This is a genomic window from Acidithiobacillus ferridurans (genome assembly GCF_003966655.1).
GTDB lineage: Bacteria > Pseudomonadota > Gammaproteobacteria > Acidithiobacillales > Acidithiobacillaceae > Acidithiobacillus > Acidithiobacillus ferridurans.
On sequence record NZ_AP018795.1, the window covers coordinates 143,562 to 160,373 of the forward strand.

At 52.7% G+C, this 16,812-nt stretch carries 17 protein-coding genes; 11 read left to right on the forward strand and 6 right to left on the reverse strand.

Annotated elements, in window-relative coordinates; translation table 11 throughout:
- The first annotated feature begins 434 nt into the window (after positions 1–434).
- The 11 genes from AFERRID_RS00675 to AFERRID_RS00730 all read left to right on the forward strand — a co-directional run bounded on the left by AFERRID_RS00675 (position 435) and on the right by AFERRID_RS00730 (position 9,159).
- A complete protein-coding gene (locus AFERRID_RS00675) occupies positions 435–1,211 on the forward strand; it encodes an antA/AntB antirepressor family protein (protein ID WP_126604155.1) in 777 nt (258 codons plus the stop codon).
- Positions 1,212–1,214: 3 nt separating this feature from the next.
- On the forward strand, positions 1,215–1,895 hold the full coding sequence (locus tag AFERRID_RS00680; protein WP_126604156.1) for a hypothetical protein: 681 nt from the start codon (positions 1,215–1,217) through the stop codon (positions 1,893–1,895).
- Between the two features lie 65 nt (positions 1,896–1,960).
- Positions 1,961–2,752 (forward strand): hypothetical protein, encoded by a 792-nt coding sequence (locus AFERRID_RS00685; RefSeq protein ID WP_126604157.1) that lies wholly within the window; start codon positions 1,961–1,963, stop codon positions 2,750–2,752.
- Positions 2,745–3,569, forward strand: coding sequence for a hypothetical protein (locus tag AFERRID_RS00690; protein WP_126604158.1), 825 nt, complete (start codon positions 2,745–2,747; stop codon positions 3,567–3,569). The genes AFERRID_RS00685 and AFERRID_RS00690 overlap by 8 nt, the downstream gene beginning before the upstream one ends.
- A 12-nt stretch (positions 3,570–3,581) precedes the next feature.
- Positions 3,582–4,157, forward strand: coding sequence for a hypothetical protein (locus tag AFERRID_RS00695; protein WP_126604159.1), 576 nt, complete (start codon positions 3,582–3,584; stop codon positions 4,155–4,157).
- A 16-nt stretch (positions 4,158–4,173) separates the two neighbouring features.
- Complete coding sequence (locus tag AFERRID_RS00700; RefSeq protein WP_126604160.1) at positions 4,174–4,671, forward strand: hypothetical protein; 498 nt, start codon at positions 4,174–4,176, stop codon at positions 4,669–4,671.
- Positions 4,672–4,796: 125 nt separating this feature from the next.
- Positions 4,797–6,017, forward strand: coding sequence for a carbon-nitrogen hydrolase family protein (locus AFERRID_RS00705; RefSeq protein ID WP_126604161.1), 1,221 nt, complete (start codon positions 4,797–4,799; stop codon positions 6,015–6,017).
- Between the two features lie 154 nt (positions 6,018–6,171).
- Positions 6,172–6,687, forward strand: a complete 516-nt coding sequence (locus tag AFERRID_RS00715; RefSeq protein WP_126604162.1) for a YfbU family protein — start codon at positions 6,172–6,174, stop codon at positions 6,685–6,687.
- A 25-nt stretch (positions 6,688–6,712) separates the two neighbouring features.
- Positions 6,713–7,057: a GrlR family regulatory protein gene (locus AFERRID_RS00720; RefSeq protein WP_126604163.1), complete on the forward strand. Its 345-nt coding sequence runs from the start codon at positions 6,713–6,715 to the stop codon at positions 7,055–7,057.
- Between the two features lie 29 nt (positions 7,058–7,086).
- On the forward strand, positions 7,087–8,256 hold the full coding sequence (locus tag AFERRID_RS00725; protein ID WP_197722464.1) for a DNA cytosine methyltransferase: 1,170 nt from the start codon (positions 7,087–7,089) through the stop codon (positions 8,254–8,256).
- Positions 8,257–9,159, forward strand: coding sequence for a NotI family restriction endonuclease (locus AFERRID_RS00730; protein WP_126604164.1), 903 nt, complete (start codon positions 8,257–8,259; stop codon positions 9,157–9,159).
- A 204-nt stretch (positions 9,160–9,363) separates the two neighbouring features.
- Here the strand turns inward: AFERRID_RS00730 and AFERRID_RS00735 are convergent, their stop codons facing one another.
- The 6 genes from AFERRID_RS00735 to AFERRID_RS00760 all read right to left on the reverse strand — a co-directional run bounded on the left by AFERRID_RS00735 (position 9,364) and on the right by AFERRID_RS00760 (position 16,693).
- Entirely contained in the window at positions 9,364–10,071 is a 708-nt protein-coding gene (locus AFERRID_RS00735) for a hypothetical protein (protein ID WP_126604165.1), read from the reverse strand.
- A gap of 617 nt (positions 10,072–10,688) precedes the next feature.
- Positions 10,689–11,132, reverse strand: a complete 444-nt coding sequence (locus tag AFERRID_RS00740) for a hypothetical protein (protein ID WP_126604166.1) — start codon at positions 11,130–11,132, stop codon at positions 10,689–10,691.
- A gap of 374 nt (positions 11,133–11,506) precedes the next feature.
- Complete coding sequence (locus AFERRID_RS00745) at positions 11,507–14,545, reverse strand: hypothetical protein (RefSeq protein ID WP_126604167.1); 3,039 nt, start codon at positions 14,543–14,545, stop codon at positions 11,507–11,509.
- Positions 14,546–14,920: 375 nt separating this feature from the next.
- The gene (locus tag AFERRID_RS00750; protein WP_126604168.1) at positions 14,921–15,217 is read right to left on the reverse strand and encodes a hypothetical protein; all 297 of its coding nucleotides are present in this window, start codon (positions 15,215–15,217) and stop codon (positions 14,921–14,923) included.
- 145 nt (positions 15,218–15,362) lie between these two features.
- Positions 15,363–16,061, reverse strand: coding sequence for a transglycosylase SLT domain-containing protein (locus AFERRID_RS00755; protein WP_126604169.1), 699 nt, complete (start codon positions 16,059–16,061; stop codon positions 15,363–15,365).
- On the reverse strand, positions 16,058–16,693 hold the full coding sequence (locus AFERRID_RS00760; RefSeq protein ID WP_126604170.1) for a hypothetical protein: 636 nt from the start codon (positions 16,691–16,693) through the stop codon (positions 16,058–16,060). The genes AFERRID_RS00755 and AFERRID_RS00760 overlap by 4 nt, the downstream gene beginning before the upstream one ends.
- Positions 16,694–16,812 lie beyond the last annotated feature (119 nt).

Below are 16,812 nucleotides of genomic sequence, written 5' to 3' on the forward strand. Positions count from 1 at the left end.
GGCAAGAAATAATGGCTGTGACAAGCGAAGCGCGGAATGGCCGGGGTGTCGGGGCTTGCCCTGATCAGGTGGGATGTTAAACGTGGTCGGCGAAGCCGTGCCATGTTTACACATCCCCTACCCTGCCCCTCACTAAGCGTTCAGGGTATCGGTAGAAAAGTCCAGAAATGGATCACATAGGAGCCATAAAAACCGTATCCGGCCCATGAACAGAGCACAAAAAGACCAGTCCACGATCACAACATTGCCACCATCCGTTCAGTAGAGCCACAAAAAGACCATCCGCAACCCATAAGGCCATCACTAGCAATTCATTGCGGACCCATCAAAAGCCGAAAGATCGCCTGGAGAGCTCCATAGTCAGGCCACAAACAGGTCCCCGATGGCCATTACCAGGTAGAGAGCAATGTTGCTCTTCAACTGGAGAAAACATCATGAATGGACATAATGAACTGATTCCTATTGAAAAAGTTAAAGGTGTAATACAAAACCACGACCAACCGTTGTGCAACGCCCGCGACCTCCATACCTTTCTGGAAGTAGGCAAGGACTTCTCCACCTGGATCAAAGATCGCATCCAGCAGCATGGATTCTTGGAAAATCAAGACTTTATAGTTATCCCCAATTTTGGGGAAAACCCCAACGGCGGTCGCCCATCGAAGGAATACCACCTCACGATTGAGGCCGCCAAGCATATCTCCATGGCAGAGCACACCCCCAAAGGTCAGGAAGCCCGCCAGTATTTCATTGAGTGCGAGCGCATCGTCCTTGAAGAACTCCGGCGCACGCCAGGTCTTCCTTCTTTGGATGAGCCGCCCATCTGCATGTACATCCCACAGGAGACCGAGATTCTTTGTATCGGTGATGACGGACTCATGGAAATCGGTTTTCGGGTGAATTGGAATGACGGGAGTAATGCGCGAATCGTTATCGGTCAGCCGACCCCGCTGTTCATCGCCATGGCCAACAGCCAAGTAAAACTCCCACATCCAGATGCCTTTGGACTTCCGCTCTGGCTTGAAATGCATGGGAGGGAAGCATTCGTGACAATGCCCAAAGACACCCTCAATGGTGAACCGAAAGACCATCTCATGTTGCAGCACTCAAAGACGCTCATCATCGGACATCATGGTGCAATAGATCGGCTAATAAACGAACGAGGCTATACCGTCACTCATTTTCTGTCCCTCAACTATGGGCAAAGGGGCTAATTCATGGCCGAGAGAAGGAAAACACACGGCGCGATGACCATTCACCAGATTTTTGAAATAGACGCGAAAATCGGTGATCTCTACAAAAATGGTGAACCGGGCGTGGTGGCTGAACGTTCCGTTGGCACAGCCATAGCAAAATTGATGGCGCGCAGGATGGCGAATGACGGAAAGGCCCATATTGGTGACGTCGCCCATGTGCAGCAACTGATGCAATGTGGCATCGCTAAAACGACTGCCAAGCGAATTGTTAAAAAAGCGAGGAATCTCGCAACAGACATGCCGCCCATGCCTGATCCGGAGATCCAGCCACAAACTCCGGAAAAGAGCCGGACCCTCTCACCAAAGGCCAAGGCTGGCGACAACATCGCCGTACCCATCACCACAGAATCCAGTCAGGTAGAACGCCTTAAAGGCGACGCCAGAGAGTCGGATGGATTCGTTTGGGATCCAAAAGTTGGCGATCAGGGCGATTACGTTGCCCCCCAAACACTGCTTAGTGGCTTCATTCGAGGCCGAGACGGGGATGTCTGGGATGCCCGTCATGGGAAATTCCTTAAACGGAGCACCCTCCAGGATGGGTATAAACGCAAGGAAGATGACTGGATTTGGAACAGCACCATGGGCATGTACAGGGATCCCAATCCCAAAGCCACAAACCCGTATGGCCTGCCGGACGGATAGGCCACAAACAGGTTCCCGATGGCCATTACCAGGTAGGCAGAAGCCTTTTTAAGGAGACGCACACAATGAAGACGATTATTTTTTCACACGGTGATAAGGGCGGGGTCGGCAAGTCTGTCGTGGCAGCCTTGTTGGTGGATATGGCCTTGCAGCGTTTCAGCCGCGCTTCACTGATTGAGGGTGACGCTAAGACCCCCGACGTTTTTGCCCGGTATCAGGATGATCCACAAGTCGTAAAGAAAATGATCTCCTTGAATCTGGCCGGGGATGCCGCCACGGCGGTAGGTGGTCTGGCAGAATGGCTGGAAAACGAAAACCCGGACGACCATCTGGTCACCATCGTGAACCTTCCGGCTAATGCAGGGGAAACGCTGGACGGATTGGTGGACCTGATTATTCCAGTCTGCACAGACTTGGGTTACGACGTCGCCGCATGCTATTCACTGGGCAAGGGCGCTGAGGCATCGCTGTCACTTCAACAGTCCATGGATAGCGGATTACTGTCAAAAATCGACGAAAGCCGCCGATTGATCATCATCCCGGAGTTTGCTGGAACACGAGACTCGTTCATCTACACCAATAAAGCGGTCGCCGAAAAATATCTCTATGAAAAAACGGTACTGCCAAAGCTGGCCCCCGTCCCTACCGCTGACGTCATTTTCAGCTCCCCAGGCGCGTTTTCGACGATGGCCAAAAGGAAGCCGGAAGGCTTTGGGGTATTTCAGGCACACACCCTGAAACGCTGGTTGAAAGACTGCTTTGCCGCCCTTGATCCAGTTTTTCCCGAACCGCTTTTCCCCGAACCACCTGCACTACACGACGACATGGTTGATGGTGAGCGCGGACCCTATGAATGATCTTAAAACCTTTCTGGTAGATGGCGGTATGGCGGGCCGCGGCGGCGGGCGGTCCCTCGCCGTCCGCGGCCTTGTGGATATGTATCAGCATGGTGCCGACCCGGGCTATCAGGCGTTAGCGGGAAACAACATTCCGACCGGGAGTAAGGTGCTTGTCTGGGATGCCTGTCACGATGAGAAAACAGGCTTTCACCTCTGGGAAAAATACACGTCCACACACCAACCCGGTTGGCGGAAGAACCCTGGCCAAGTTGTCGTCAAGTTCGGAAGATTTGGCACCGAAATAGGAAAAATCGCCTATGGCGCCATAGCAGATCTCGCTTTGGAATCTGCCCAGCGGCGTCCGACACGCCTGATTATTGATCTCCCATTTGTCTCTGCTAGCGAGACACTTGAACAGACGTTAATGAGCGGTTTGCTCCACGACCTAAATGCTATCCCCATCTGGCTCATGGGCACAGGTGTTGCCGACACCGCCACACTGGCTGACCGAGTCATGGCATTGCCAGAGATATACGGGGATCGCGGTGTCGTTCTACGAAACAGCCATTGTGGCCCATGGGAGGCTTTCAACGTTTGGCAATCATCAGGGACACGCCGGGTACTGGTGGATCGCGAGAACTGGCTCGACCTGTTCATGCTGCATCTCAGCGAGTGGCCTGAGAAAAAGATGCGCGAAGTATGTCTAAACATGCCGCTTGATCTGGCCAATGGCAAAGCGCTCAAGGACGGGAGCTGGATCGGATTGTGGCGTATGTCCATTCAGTTGTGGCGTGGCGCATTCATGAATCGCATAAATGTCATTGAAAAACTTTAGGATGGATTAAACATGGCGACAAAAGCTGAAGAGGCCAAGCAGCACTTTTTTAATGGCAACAAAGGGTGGGCCGAAGAATATGCTGCAATGCAGGCCGGACTTACTATGGATGCGAATGACCCGATGTGGTGGTTCATCTTCCAGCAAGTGGCCCCAAAGGGGGATGGTACCGCAGAAAATGTGCAGCTTCACGAATTCAAAGAAGCCGTGGACAAGCTCGCAGAAATTAAAAACGGGCTGAAAGGCGATGTAGGCGAAGAAGTATCAAGGGCGCTCAGGGAAATAACCACAATTAAAAAGAATCTGGAGGCACAGATTAACAGCCAGATTGACACGGAGAAAGACGGTGAGCGTGCCGTAATAACGTTGACGCAAAAATATGAAAAGATGGATAAAGAGGCGGAACTGCTTCAGAAATCCATCGATGCGGCCGTAAAAATTTATGGCCTGAAACCACCAGAAAATCATCTGTCGCGCTATCTGGTAGAGAACGTCAGCAATCGACGCCTCCTGTTCTTCCTTGGGGCCATCCCTGTCAGCATCATCGCACTTGGCATTGTCGAGTGGCTGGCGATTACCTATGCCTAACAAACGGAGGTCAGTCATGAAAAAAAAGCCGAGACTCGCCGATGTTGTCGTGTCCTTTGATTGGGTTGTTCCGAACCCGCGCTTGAAAGGTTACCTGTACTCTATGGATGGCCCTGGGGTGGGCACGCTCACGGCCTGCGTGGATGTTGTTACATGCACCAATATTCCGTTAGGTGACAGAGAGGTATTCGTCATGGGCATCAGGCACGGCGGAGAAGCCAGGCTGTTCAGAAACATGGCCTGGCACAATGAGGACATGTGCGGATTTTGCAGATGGGCGGGTCAAGTTCTGACCACGTTCACAAGGATCTCCGAAACGTTACTGGACAGCCACCCGTGCGATAGCAGCGAGGAAGGCATAGTCTGCTTTCTTGCCAGTGACAAGGCGCGGCACACCGCGTGCGAATCGACCGAGTGGGAAGGTCCGTGTGCGGCGTTTTCCATCGGCTCGGCGACACATGCGGAGTTCAGGAACAGGCTTCTTCACGAGTTAACCAGCATCGGGCGCAAGTAAAATGCGCACCCTTGATATTTTCTCTGGAATTTTCTGGCGGAGCCAGTCTGGTATCCTGCCTATGCGCTGCTGTTCATGCTGGCGGTGATCGCCATCGTAGCCTGGCTTGGCCGATGACCGCCGCAATGAAAAACAGGATAGCCCCATTCCCGTTCGTCGCGCGGGCGATCTTCGCCGCGCTGCTGGGTGTGTCGTGGCAATACGGGCATTGGGGCCCGGTGCTTTCCCTGCTCCTCATTCCGCTGGTGGTGATGGGACCCTCCAGACGGGACCGGTACGGAGTCGCCCTAGCCTATTATCTGGCTGGCAGTCACGGGCTCATATTAGGCTCCGCGTCGTTTTTCGGACCTGGGCATGTTCCGATGGGCGTTGCCCTCTGGCTCGCCAGTTCGGTGCTGCTGGCAGCGGGATGGGTCTTTGCCGATCGGCCATGGCGGGTGCTGGCCGTGTTGCTCATCGATGCGCTGCCGCCCTTGGGGTTATTTGACTGGTTGTCACCCCTGGCGAATGCAGGGGTACTGTTTCCCGCATTAGGTATATTCGGTCTACTGGCCTGGCTGCTGCTGATTTATGTCGCGCTGCATGGCCTGTCCGCGTATCGGGACCGGCATGCGCTCTCCGCTTCTCTGGATATTATCCCGGTATTGCTGATCGCGTCCTTGGCCGCGAACATGGTCATCCCCAACGAAACGCGGCCTGTGGGTTGGATGGGTATGGACCTGCATCTGGGACCGATCACGCGAAATATCATGGCGGATATGGCTCGCAATCAGGAATGGATCAGCCAGACGCAAGCCAAAGCGGGGCATCACAGGGTCGTGCTGTTACCCGAAACCTTACTGACCTGGTGGGCCGGTAATGCCGCTGAGGTCAAATCCGCCGTGCCCATGGGGCAGACGTGGCTGGTCGGCGCTTCGGTACCAGTTGGTCCGGCGCTACTGGCCGACGGCATTGAGGAAGTGCGTGGTGGGGTGGTGGATGGAAAAGGAAAATCGGGGCGTCTAATCTTTGTTTCCCCTTTCCCTGTACCCGTCTCCATGTGGCACCCCTGGTATCAGGGGCATGGCTATGTCCGGTCAGACGGCGTTGGTTACGAGGCCGGCTGGTGGGAACCGATACGGAAGGTAGACGGTGTGCGCGCTTGGGCATCGATCTGTTATGATCAGCTCCTGCCATGGGTTTGGGCCGAATGTGTTGCACAGGATCCGCAAGTTGTTCTGCTGACGAACAATGAATGGTGGGCCGATGGTACCGGAATCCCGGAGATCCAACGAGCTACGGCATGGGCTTGGACGCGGCTGATTGGGTCGCCGGTGGTGGAAGCCGAGAATGCTGAAAACCGTTAGTACTACTGGTTAGCAACGTCTATTCTTCTTGGGTTTGTCATAGAAGTGACGATCGTCACTGGGCACAAGACACTCCAGATGCTCAAGCGTTATACTCATCCAAGTGCCGAGGATTTGGCAAAAATGTTAGGATGACACTTTAAATGGAGAGCACATGAGAATTGATCTAACCGACAAAGAACGTTTCGCACTGGCAATCCAGTATGAAATTTTGGATGCTCTAAAACCCGAGGAGGGATATGGCAAGCATTCTGAAAGCCTAATGAGTGGCCACAAATGGATTTACGACGATATATTTAGGCTAATGTCTGAGAATTTGCCTGACGAAAAGGCAAGATATGTGCTGGATGTTCTTGATCTATACCGTGACCTGACAATCAGTTTTGGGCACCTTGAAAACAAATCCAGCATCGAAGAATATGAAATCAAGTTTCCGGGATTTGATGGCAACCATGAGGCTGAACTTCTTAATTTCGCAAGAGATTTGCTGAATTATCATATGTACGAGTCTGTGCTGCATGACAATGAACTAGACTCCCATTCCCAAACAACAGAAATCTATCAAAGAATGCTCTCCAAGTGGAGTGAACTTGGTAGACCACGAGCACCGCTGACCAAAGAAACCATACAAGACATACTGGCGGCTAGACGCTACCCCGGAAACGAATAGAACCATTATCAACGAGGACTCGATTATGATCGAAGCGCTTTGGTCAGTTGTATTTAATAGAGTCGGCAATCACGGGCCACTGAACCACGGTGCAGGCGTGGTGGTTTTTGAAACGGAACGTATTTTCGGTGGTGATAGTCGATACTTTTACACTGGCAATTATAGCATCAGCAATGGCGTGGCTACAGCAATGCTTACATCTACGCACTATGCTGGACTTAGGGAGTCCATTATCGGGCCGGATGAAATAACAACATTCCAGCTAACCGGAAAAATTGAGCAGCAGAGGATCGCCGTTTCTGGGCATGTTGTTGGCCGACCAAATGTAATGGTGATGGCAACCCTCACCCGCCGTGCGGAATTGCCATAAATAGTGACATCATTTATTAAGGAAAACGAGTGGTTGACGCATTCAAATCCATAGACCTGTTCGCTGGAGCGGGGGGGCTTTCGTGCGGCCTTCAAAAAGCAGGTTTTCACCCCATTTTCGCCGCTGAAATAAACGAAACCTACGCGGCCACCTATGAACGTAACCATCCGGGGATTCCGGTAGCAAAAAAAGACATACGTGACCTGTCAGATCAGGAAGTATTGGATGCGACGGGGTTGAAACCAGGTGAACTGGATTTACTGGCAGGTGGTCCACCGTGTCAGGGATTTTCCATAAACGCGCCTATCCGATCATTAGATGATCAACGTAATCACCTGTTCAAAGAATACCTCAGAATCGCAAAAGCGTTGAGGCCAAAAGTTCTGATCATAGAGAATGTCCCCGGTATCATATCGCTGGGGAAAGGGACGGTCGTAAAGGCGATCTATGAGGAACTGGACAGCATGGGTTACTCTGTGCAGCACAAGATTCTGTTTGCCGGGCACTATGGCGTTCCCCAAATGAGATTCCGAACCGTGTTCATAGCTGCACGGGATCGCGGCACCATCTTCTTCCCTACGCCAGAATACAACTCAACCGCGAGGGCAAATTTTTTTGGTGCCAAAGAATTGTGCTTCAACGCAACTAACTTTATTGACCAGCATCTAAAGCCACAAACGTCTACATGGAACGCGATATCTGACCTGCCAGAACTCAGACCCGGTGATTCTATTGATGCTGGCAAGTACACTAGCCCCCCCCTCTCTGATTATCAAAATATTCTCAGAGAAGGATCAGAGAGGCTATATAACCACACCTGCGCAAAACTGGGGAAACAGAACTTGGAACGCCTGAAATACATACCACAGGGCGGAAGCTGGCGAGACATTCCACATGATCTATTGCCTGCCGGGCTAAAGCGGGCGAGGAGATCGGACCATACTAAACGCTATGGCAGGCTTCACCCGGATCAACTATGTTCCACCATCCTGACGAAGTGTGACCCACATTGGGGCAGCTTCTTTCATCCGACTCAAGACAGAGCCATATCCGTTCGGGAAGCGGCCCGGATACAGAGTTTCCCAGATAACTATATATTCACGGGCAATCTCACAACGCAATATGAACAAGTGGGAAATGCTGTACCCCCATTGATGGCTGCTGCCATCGGCAGATCAGTTAAAAGGATGATTTCATAAATGGCTGCAAAACAAACCGAACGACAATTGGTTGAGGTATTCGGGCATGATCCACGCGATCATAGCTCTGCTGCAAGGACATTCTGGCAGTTGAATGCCTGCCCCTTCATCGGGAAAGAATGTACCAAGTTTGATCACACTAGAACGATTTGTTATGGCACCTGCTCCGTCACCAACGCCGGGCAAGAAGTGGTGATATGCCCGAACCGCCTGTATGAAAATAATTACGAAGCCATCAGGAAGGTTGGCTCAGATGTGTTTGGTGATATTCCATTCATGCTTTTTGATGAATACATCAGAACCGTGGCGTCAGGGAATCATCAGATAGATTGCTTAGTAGCCCTTGGTCACAATTCCGGCAAAGAAGTAAAAATCAGCCAACTTAGCATGGATTGGGTGATTGCTCACATCAGTAACCAACAGCTTGTGGAGTATGTTGGTATCGAAGTTCAGAGTATTGATATAACCGGCAACTATCGCGATGCGTGGTATGCAGCACGGGATATGCGCGACGATATTCCAACGTCAGGGCACGGCCTCAATTGGGCGAATGTACATAAGCGATTGATACCACAGATCATCCGCAAAAGCCTTGTTTACTCAAAGTCGCTACTGGTAAAGAACGGCTTGCATTTTATTGTGCCTGAACCAGTCTATCAGCGGTTTGAGGCCATTATAGGCGCAAACATACCTCTTGTAGATAGGCCGGGAAAAGAAGTTATCGTTGTTCATACCTATGACATTGGGTCTCGTGTCGAACCGGGAAAGATGCGTACGCTGGTCTTGAATAGAGAACTTATGTTTGACCTTAATGAGTTTTCCAAGCGGTTTATATCTGGCCCCAACCTCCCGACCGGGGTTGCACTGGACGACAAGATCAGATCCATTCTCGCTGTGTCGTGAAGCAAAGTATATATTGCTCGGCTATCGGTTCAGGTGTAGCGAAGGGTGGATTCGTGGGAATAAAAGTCGGCGAGATGCTCAATCAGATTCAGCCCATCGGCCAACCCGCTCAAATCGACAGTGATCTGCGGCAAAAATTGGGGCTGGGAAAAGGGTGCCGGACCGTATTTACTTGAACTCTATCCGAAATCGTGAATACTGAGGTTATGTTGGTTTTGCGTGGTCATCACTTACTATAGCTGGAGAAACATCAAAGGTTATCACATCTTCTTTATACCCTTTTTCACGCAACAATTTCATAACGGCTTCAGATTGGCATTTTACATTCGCTATATCGCTTCTAACAGGATCAGGCAACTCCTTTTTTAGTTCTCGATTGCAAGCATCACTAATGAATGACGCTGGCATATAGAATAAAACGTATTCTGCTGAGGTGCTACGATCATAGTGCTTGATGAGATAGGTTGCCAGGGCATCGTAAGCATTTAATGACGATATAATAGTGTTTAAAAGAAAGTTATGAAGATATGCGAACGGGCTATCATTCATTCCGAAAGACTTGCCCTGCGCATATGATGACATTGCGCCGTAAGAACCCGTGACTGACATTAATGTTAGCTTGTCCAAGGTTGAATATAGTGTGGCGGCATGAGTGCGAAACATTAATGACATATCATCGGAGACCGGTGGCAGCGATTTTTGTGATATATACATGTTTGCCGCCAAAACCGAGGCCGTCACACGATTCATCCATAGTAATATTTCTGTTTGTACTGATGTTATGGATTTTATTTTCTCCTCACGCTCTTTTCGCAACTCATGCTTCTCAGATATTTTCGACGTAATATATCCACCAAATAACGTGCCCAATATTCCGAATAAACCAGAAAAAATTGTTGATTCCATATTCATGCCTCTATCGCTCTAAACAGTGGAAGTGGGCCAGGATATCGTGAACGGTGGTTGCGGACATCCACAAACCTTCTATGTTTTGTGGACTATTGTGGTGGGAGATGGTAGCAGCACTAGGCGGCGCTATAAAGTGATATGGGTCTCTGCCAAAGCCTTATCCCCAAAATCCACGGCCCTTGCCCAGACAACGGAGATCCCCGACAAGGGGTCGGTTGCCGTCTGGGTTGTGGTCGGCAAGCTGCCGCGTGCGCTGGCCGGTCGTTACGCAGCAACGTACCATCCACAAGGCGGTGAGGTTTGTGGGTAAGGGGGCACGCCCTGCCGCATACTTGATTCTGGGTGTTCCACACTCATAGTGTCCGACACCCCCATCCCGCAACCATTTAAACCGCCGCTCGCAGACGGCATTGAGGATCTGTTTCGCACGTCTTGCATATTATGCAGATAGTATCCGCCATTTCAGCAATCTTCGCCATGAAGCATTCTTTTGTTTCACTATGGATACCAACGCCTAAAGTACGAACTTGGGCGACACCGATAAACCAGTCCAATATGTCCTTAATCTCGCCTGTCTTAATGCATAGCCTCGAATAGGTTATATGCACTTTGGTAAACCTTCACCATCGTTCCAATATATCGATTCCGCCTATCAATTTCATGCAAATCCACCATAGGCCGCCCCAGCAATCCCCCAGAATGACAAATCGCAGCTCATCGCGAGAATATGTTGTCGGAAAATCCGGCCATAGTGCGGCAGATATGCCATCGCAGACCCCAATGGCAATCACTTCCAAGTGAACACTGCGTGCATTATCTAGAATATTGATTCCGTTGGCACTCAATAGGAAAGCAACAAGTGGGACCGTGCGCTTACATATTGCGCTGAGAATTTCAGGGCTAGGACTGTGATGAAGTTCCGGATTGTTGGCAACTCGCCGTATTTCCGCGAAACACTCGTCCACGCTGTAAAAGGGGATGTTCGCTACATCCTTACACCAGCGCTCCACTGCTTCAGCAGTGCGGTGCCGCTTCTCAGCATTTATTCTTGCTTCCTTTCCCATGTTTGACTCCATTTGTTACGGACACGATTGCCACCTCTTGCACAAAGCGAGGGAAATCGAGAAAGAGATATCAAGCGCACCCCCCCTCCCGGCCCCTTTTTTTACCTATTAGGCTCTGAGACGGGGGTGTTTGTTGTGGTCACAGTGACAGGAAAGGCAACATCTTCTTCTCCCAAATCCACACACCATATCCCTGACCTGGACCACAGTCTCCGGATATCTCCCCAAAAATCTCGTTCTGTCCACTCAAAAACCTGCGCGGATCGCCCCCGTTCGGGGATTGGGAACGAGCCCCCGTACAGATCCCAGCACAGCATGCACGGCACATTCTCCGGAGGCCACCGGAAGGGGGAAATTGCTGGGATGGGTGTTGTCTAACCGGGTGGCGCGACTGGTGGCTCTGGCGTGAACGTGCCCTCATAAAGCATGTCTAGCACCGCCTGTGCGGCATCGGCCCATGGCCCCGTGCCCATGAACATTCGGCACCATCGGCCACGATCCTTGAGCCGCTCCAGATAATATCCGGCAGTTTCCGGAAAGGCTCTTGGGTCCGGCAGGAACCGGTCCTGAATATCGCGCACCAGCGCCTTTGCTGCTTCCTGCAGGGATAGATGGTGCTCCCGGGCATACGCCATGACCTTGTTGGTGATGGCGCGCGCGACCCGCCGTCCCAGCCGGTCGCCGGGATCGAAGCCAAAGGCGTTATTTACCGCCTCGCGGATAGCCTCCATCACGACGTGCTGGTCAGGTGACAGTTCGGCTATCGTTTGCATGACGGACACTTCTTTGGTCGCCTTTTTAGCCATGGCGCTACCCAAATCGGTCACGTACTCAATGTTGGGCAACATATGATCGTGACCCACGGCTGCCACCGGAAAGTCCCCCATGAACAAATAAATATCCACCGGGTTCTCGGCGGTCCGGCGCACGCCACGCCACCGGCCTATCCCCTGGGCGATCTGGGCATTGACCGAATCCAGCACAAAGGCGCGGGCTTCCGGCACAGAGGGGAGCGGGAAGTTTGTGGTGATGCTGGCTTCTCCTCCATTGGTCAGGATGACCTGGCCGCGGGTCACGGAGCCGTCCCATTCCGGCCAATCGATGCCGTACCGAGCCATGATGACCCGATGAATAGCGTACCGAATCTGGTATTCCTCTGTGGGATCATAGGGGACCCCCCAGCAAAATCCCGCTTTAGCATCCTTCCAGCGGTTGTGGCCTCGGTCATCCTTGCCCCAGTGGCCCAGCATCCAGGCATCGTCCACCGTGATGTCGCGTTGGGTGCGGGCACGGGCCGGATCGTCTGGAATACCCAGCGTTCTGAGCAGGATTTGCCAGTCTTTACTGCCGGGCTGGCGGTTCTTTTTCTCCAGTGCCTTCAGCGCCTTCTCAATGGCCGCATCAGGGTCTGGCTGGTCGCGCAGAAAGATAGCCGTCATCAGATCATGGATGTCTTTGTGGACCAGGCCTGCCGCCTCGCCATGCCCCCCGGCGGCAATCATCTGTTTCCATGCTGCTATGAATTGCCGGACTTCACTGGGCAGCGCGTGCCCCTTCAGTGCCGCTTTACCATGCTGTTGCCCATCTATGACCTGAAACTCCGCGAGATGAGTTTGGTGGACCGGTATGGTGTAGACGGCGCTGTCGGCCCGATGGCTGATGATCGCTTTTTGGGTCAGCCCCATTGATGCATCCAGATTTTGACCACCCTGGTTCATGAAGTTCTTCCAGAGACCGCCCTCCTTACCGATGACCAGATTTCCGTTATGTATCCAGACCATGCGGTCATTCAGCCCCTCGACCAGGGCGGCCATCCATTGTTTCGGGATAATGGGCGCCGCTGTTCCGTTATTCAGGACCGGGCGTTCGGCCAGCGTGGAACCATCCATCAGTGTCAGCTCCTTGGGGAGTTTGCGGTAGGCATCCACAAAGTCACGCCAGGCGCCGGACATCCGGATCTGTATCGGAGTGCGCGATTTTTCTGGATCCCGCCATTTGCTGTATTCTGTGTTTAATGCCGTCAGCGCATCACGGAAGACTGCATATGCGTCCAGATTCTTCTGCAGTTTTTCTTCTGTGAATTCTTTTCCCAGCGACCCCTTGACGCGGCTCCTTATCCAGGTGGGTTTACTCAGCCAGTGGACCAGGGTGCTGATATTGTCGTCCACATTTTTATGGTCGAGCGTCAGCGACGTCGCTGCAGGTGTTTCTTCATCCACTGTGACCAGACGTTCGATACCCTCTCCATTTTCCCATTCACCGGTTTCCGCATCCATAACGGGCTCAGGCACCCAGGAAAGCAGACTACTGTCGCTGGCCGCTGCGGCGTGGGGAGCGATGAGAATCTCTGCGCGGCTGTCCAGACGAATCCCATGCAGATAGACACAGTTTTCGGCATGTTCACAGTCGCCCGGGATGCTGTCATTCAGGTCGGCCATTTTGCAGGCCTGCGCGTAGGGGCCGCGGTTGGCATCCTGCAGCAACATAACCTTGGGATAGCGCGCACAGGTGTCCGGGCCGCGGGGAACATGCAAGCGGACCGTGCGGTCGCAATTCTTTGGCATCATCTCTGTGATTTTGGTGTAGGCCTCGTTGGCCAGGTTCACGGTGGGTGTTACCAGCATCTCCGGAAAATCGTTGACAATCATCTGTGATAGCACGGCGTGGGTCTTGCCCTGACCGGGCTGGGAGACAATGCCAGCGACATGCAGGTGTGTGGCTTTCTCCAAGGATTCATCCAGAAACAGGCTGGCCGCGTTCAGGTTATCGAACCAGTGATCGCGGTCGGTCCGGGTCTGTCCGGTTGGTTGTGCGGTTTGCAGGAAGCGCTGGACTTTATTGCTGGCAGGGTCTTCCGTCCTGCCGGTGCCTGACTCCACGGGTTCTGGTTTGTAGACCGTAATGCTGAGGGTTTGAAGATGTTTTTTCAGGCCGGACACTCCATCAGTGCAGATAATGTTCCATGCGAATGCCCGGTGCGGGGCTTTTTCGTGGGTGCCTGCAGAACTCTCATGCTCTGCCATCTCGACCTGGATACGTTGAACCATGCCATACCAACCCGCCTGCTGGGCAAAGTCCTTAATGGTCTCCACTTCGGATTCTGTGAGGCCAATGGTGATGATCCGGTTCTTGCCAGCGTGGGTCCAGTGGTGGATCAACCATTGCGGAATGCTAGGGGTCGAGATGGCATACACGTCCGCACCATGACTGGCCTTATGGGCGGCCATGGCATCCAGTGGGCTGGCCGTCAGAAAAACCGTATGCCGGCTTTTGCCCGCAGCGTTGGGATCGCCCTTGATGGTAAAAAGTGCCGCCTCCTGGATGCGCCGGGAGATTACTGCGTCTTCGCGGGCACCCACAAAATCCTGATCGGTCTGGCACTGGGTGTGCAGGTAAATGGCTGACAAATCCATTTGTCCGCCTGCCTGGCGTGTCTTGTAAGGCCAGATCAGCGCGATTTTCCCACGACGAGCTCGACTGTCCAGGCGTGGGGCATAAGGAGATCGTGCTATAGCCTCTGCCATATCCGATGAGCACATGGCCACATCTGCAATCAGATCGGCTGTAGCGTGAGAAGCCGCCAGCCATCGTCGCGTAGCGGTTGACTGGCGGGTGCTGGGAAGATTGGGATTAGAATGCGTAGGATTTAGGGAAGAGTTGTCACTATCTGTGTTGATTTCTGAAGAGTTACCAATCATAATCTATACACCTTTTGCAGGGTATGAAGTAAGGGGCCAGTCTGATTCACTGGCCTTTTTTTGCGGGTGCTGGTTGCCTGTTACGCGGCATCAATCGGCGGTTTCGGATGTTACAGCGCACTTCTTACGGGTTCGGCTGCTGATCGTTGGGTTGTCCGTCAACGCCGAACGTAGGCCGAGCGCTTTTGCGGAGAGTTCTACGAGCCAGTCGGCAACATCCTGGGGATGAAACCGGAACCCCCTACACCCAGGAATCTCCATGGCTGGGGGAAAATCTTCCGGATGGTTCTTGAGGCGCTCGGACAGTGTGCTGTCTTTGGTTTTGATGACCTCAGCTAGGTCGGTGACGGTCAGCAGAAAAAGGTGTTTGACGCTTTCGGTGGACATGACAGGCTCCTTAGCTTGGTGATGTACTCACTAGCTAATGGCCATCGGGAACCTGTTTGTGGTGACTTTATGAATTGTGTTGGCAATGGCGGGCTTGCTGTATCGCTTCGGCGTTCCATAGAAACCACAAGACAGTGGCTATTGCTTATGCCGGATTCCAAATTGCAGTAACCGATGACGCCCCTCTCTCCATCGACCCACTACCCACTGGTTTTCCAGTCACCGCGAAATCCTCATTGGCATTCAATGGCTGCCATGACTTCGGAGGCATCACAATCACCGGTCGCACCGGAGCACGGGATGGTGACGTAGCTGATGGTAGGAAAGCGCTCTGCTTGGTATCTCCAGACAAGGCGACCTGATGATTCGCCCAAGACGCAAGATGGCCGCCGGGTATAGCGGGCACCTCGACGCCTGCATAGCGGCAAATCACTTTGGCATAGTGCCCATCGCCGGTGATCTGACCTGAGTTATACCCTTCAAAGGTGCCTTTCAGGCTGCGCACGCCCGCCGCTCCAGCCGTGTGATACGCATTGAGCAATATGGTCTGCGCGGCATGGATATTCCGACACGGATCAAATGCCTGGGGGATACTGAGATGCAGCCACCCCAGATTTTCACTATCAACCTGGGCAATGCCCATATCGACTTTGTAACCCATGCGGATATAATGGGTAGCGGCATGGATTGCCGCCTGCTTATTGGGGAAGCGCATGGATCCCTGCGGTAGGCCGTTGACGTTGATGGACCACGGATAACCGCCGGACTCGCCCTGAATGATGGCTGACATGGTGACGGGGGAGACCTGCCGTGCGCATATCTGAAGCAATTGCAGACCGATCATATATACCTCGTAGTTTTTGTCGGTGAGGATTCGCCCGGCTGCCAGTCGAGCTCCAGCGATTCAGTGACACATTTCCATCCGCCAATCATCATTGACCCGGCAAGCATCCAGTCGAGCTTGAGGATGGCGAGAGAGAACAGCAGCATCAGCACGATCACCATGAATCCGAACCAGGCGCCTACGGAGATTGACCAATCCACAAGGGCGACTACCGCCAAATAATTCAGGTAGAAGAGCGCCGCAACCGCCATCAGGCGTCCAGACATAACGACCAAAAAGGTCAGGACAACGATGAGCCAGCGAACCGGCCAAATCTGGCGGCGTTTCCAGAGGAAAAAACGCAGCTGATAGGTTAATGCAGGCTTCAGGACATTGGTGGATGCCGGGTCCGGGCACCGAGCCACAACCGGCGTAACGGACAGTGATTTTGGGGACTGCGGCTTTAAGGCTTTGTACTCTGCAACCCTCGCGTCCTTGTCGTGCGCCATAAAGTAGTTATGCGCGACCGCCAAACTGTCCATACGGTTCTGATCTGGCGCCTGTACATGGGAGGCCAGAAAGACTGATCTTACGACCAGGTATTCCGCATCGTGGCGCACGTTGAGTATTTCGGTGGCGGTGATGATATTCATGGCAAAGGCTCCTTGCTGGTTGGCTCTACCCATTGCCTGAAGCGAGGGAAATGGATATTCACCACGGCAGGAACTCCATTCCCCTGAAAATAGAGCTGGCAATGCTGATACTGAAAGTC

Bases quoted from the DNA above. Each gene is read 5' to 3' on its own strand.
- AFERRID_RS00675 (WP_126604155.1), top strand. From the start codon at position 435: ATGAATGGACATAATGAACTGATTCCTATTGAAAAAGTTAAAGGTGTA.
- AFERRID_RS00680 (WP_126604156.1), top strand. From the start codon at position 1,215: ATGGCCGAGAGAAGGAAAACACACGGCGCGATGACCATTCACCAGATT.
- AFERRID_RS00685 (WP_126604157.1), top strand. From the start codon at position 1,961: ATGAAGACGATTATTTTTTCACACGGTGATAAGGGCGGGGTCGGCAAG.
- AFERRID_RS00690 (WP_126604158.1), top strand. From the start codon at position 2,745: ATGAATGATCTTAAAACCTTTCTGGTAGATGGCGGTATGGCGGGCCGC.
- AFERRID_RS00695 (WP_126604159.1), top strand. From the start codon at position 3,582: ATGGCGACAAAAGCTGAAGAGGCCAAGCAGCACTTTTTTAATGGCAAC.
- AFERRID_RS00700 (WP_126604160.1), top strand. From the start codon at position 4,174: ATGAAAAAAAAGCCGAGACTCGCCGATGTTGTCGTGTCCTTTGATTGG.
- AFERRID_RS00705 (WP_126604161.1), top strand. From the start codon at position 4,797: ATGAAAAACAGGATAGCCCCATTCCCGTTCGTCGCGCGGGCGATCTTC.
- AFERRID_RS00715 (WP_126604162.1), top strand. From the start codon at position 6,172: ATGAGAATTGATCTAACCGACAAAGAACGTTTCGCACTGGCAATCCAG.
- AFERRID_RS00720 (WP_126604163.1), top strand. From the start codon at position 6,713: ATGATCGAAGCGCTTTGGTCAGTTGTATTTAATAGAGTCGGCAATCAC.
- AFERRID_RS00730 (WP_126604164.1), top strand. From the start codon at position 8,257: ATGGCTGCAAAACAAACCGAACGACAATTGGTTGAGGTATTCGGGCAT.
- AFERRID_RS00735 (WP_126604165.1), bottom strand. From the start codon at position 10,071: ATGAATATGGAATCAACAATTTTTTCTGGTTTATTCGGAATATTGGGC.
- AFERRID_RS00740 (WP_126604166.1), bottom strand. From the start codon at position 11,132: ATGGGAAAGGAAGCAAGAATAAATGCTGAGAAGCGGCACCGCACTGCT.
- AFERRID_RS00745 (WP_126604167.1), bottom strand. From the start codon at position 14,545: ATGGATTTGTCAGCCATTTACCTGCACACCCAGTGCCAGACCGATCAG.
- AFERRID_RS00750 (WP_126604168.1), bottom strand. From the start codon at position 15,217: ATGTCCACCGAAAGCGTCAAACACCTTTTTCTGCTGACCGTCACCGAC.
- AFERRID_RS00755 (WP_126604169.1), bottom strand. From the start codon at position 16,061: ATGATCGGTCTGCAATTGCTTCAGATATGCGCACGGCAGGTCTCCCCC.
- AFERRID_RS00760 (WP_126604170.1), bottom strand. From the start codon at position 16,693: ATGAATATCATCACCGCCACCGAAATACTCAACGTGCGCCACGATGCG.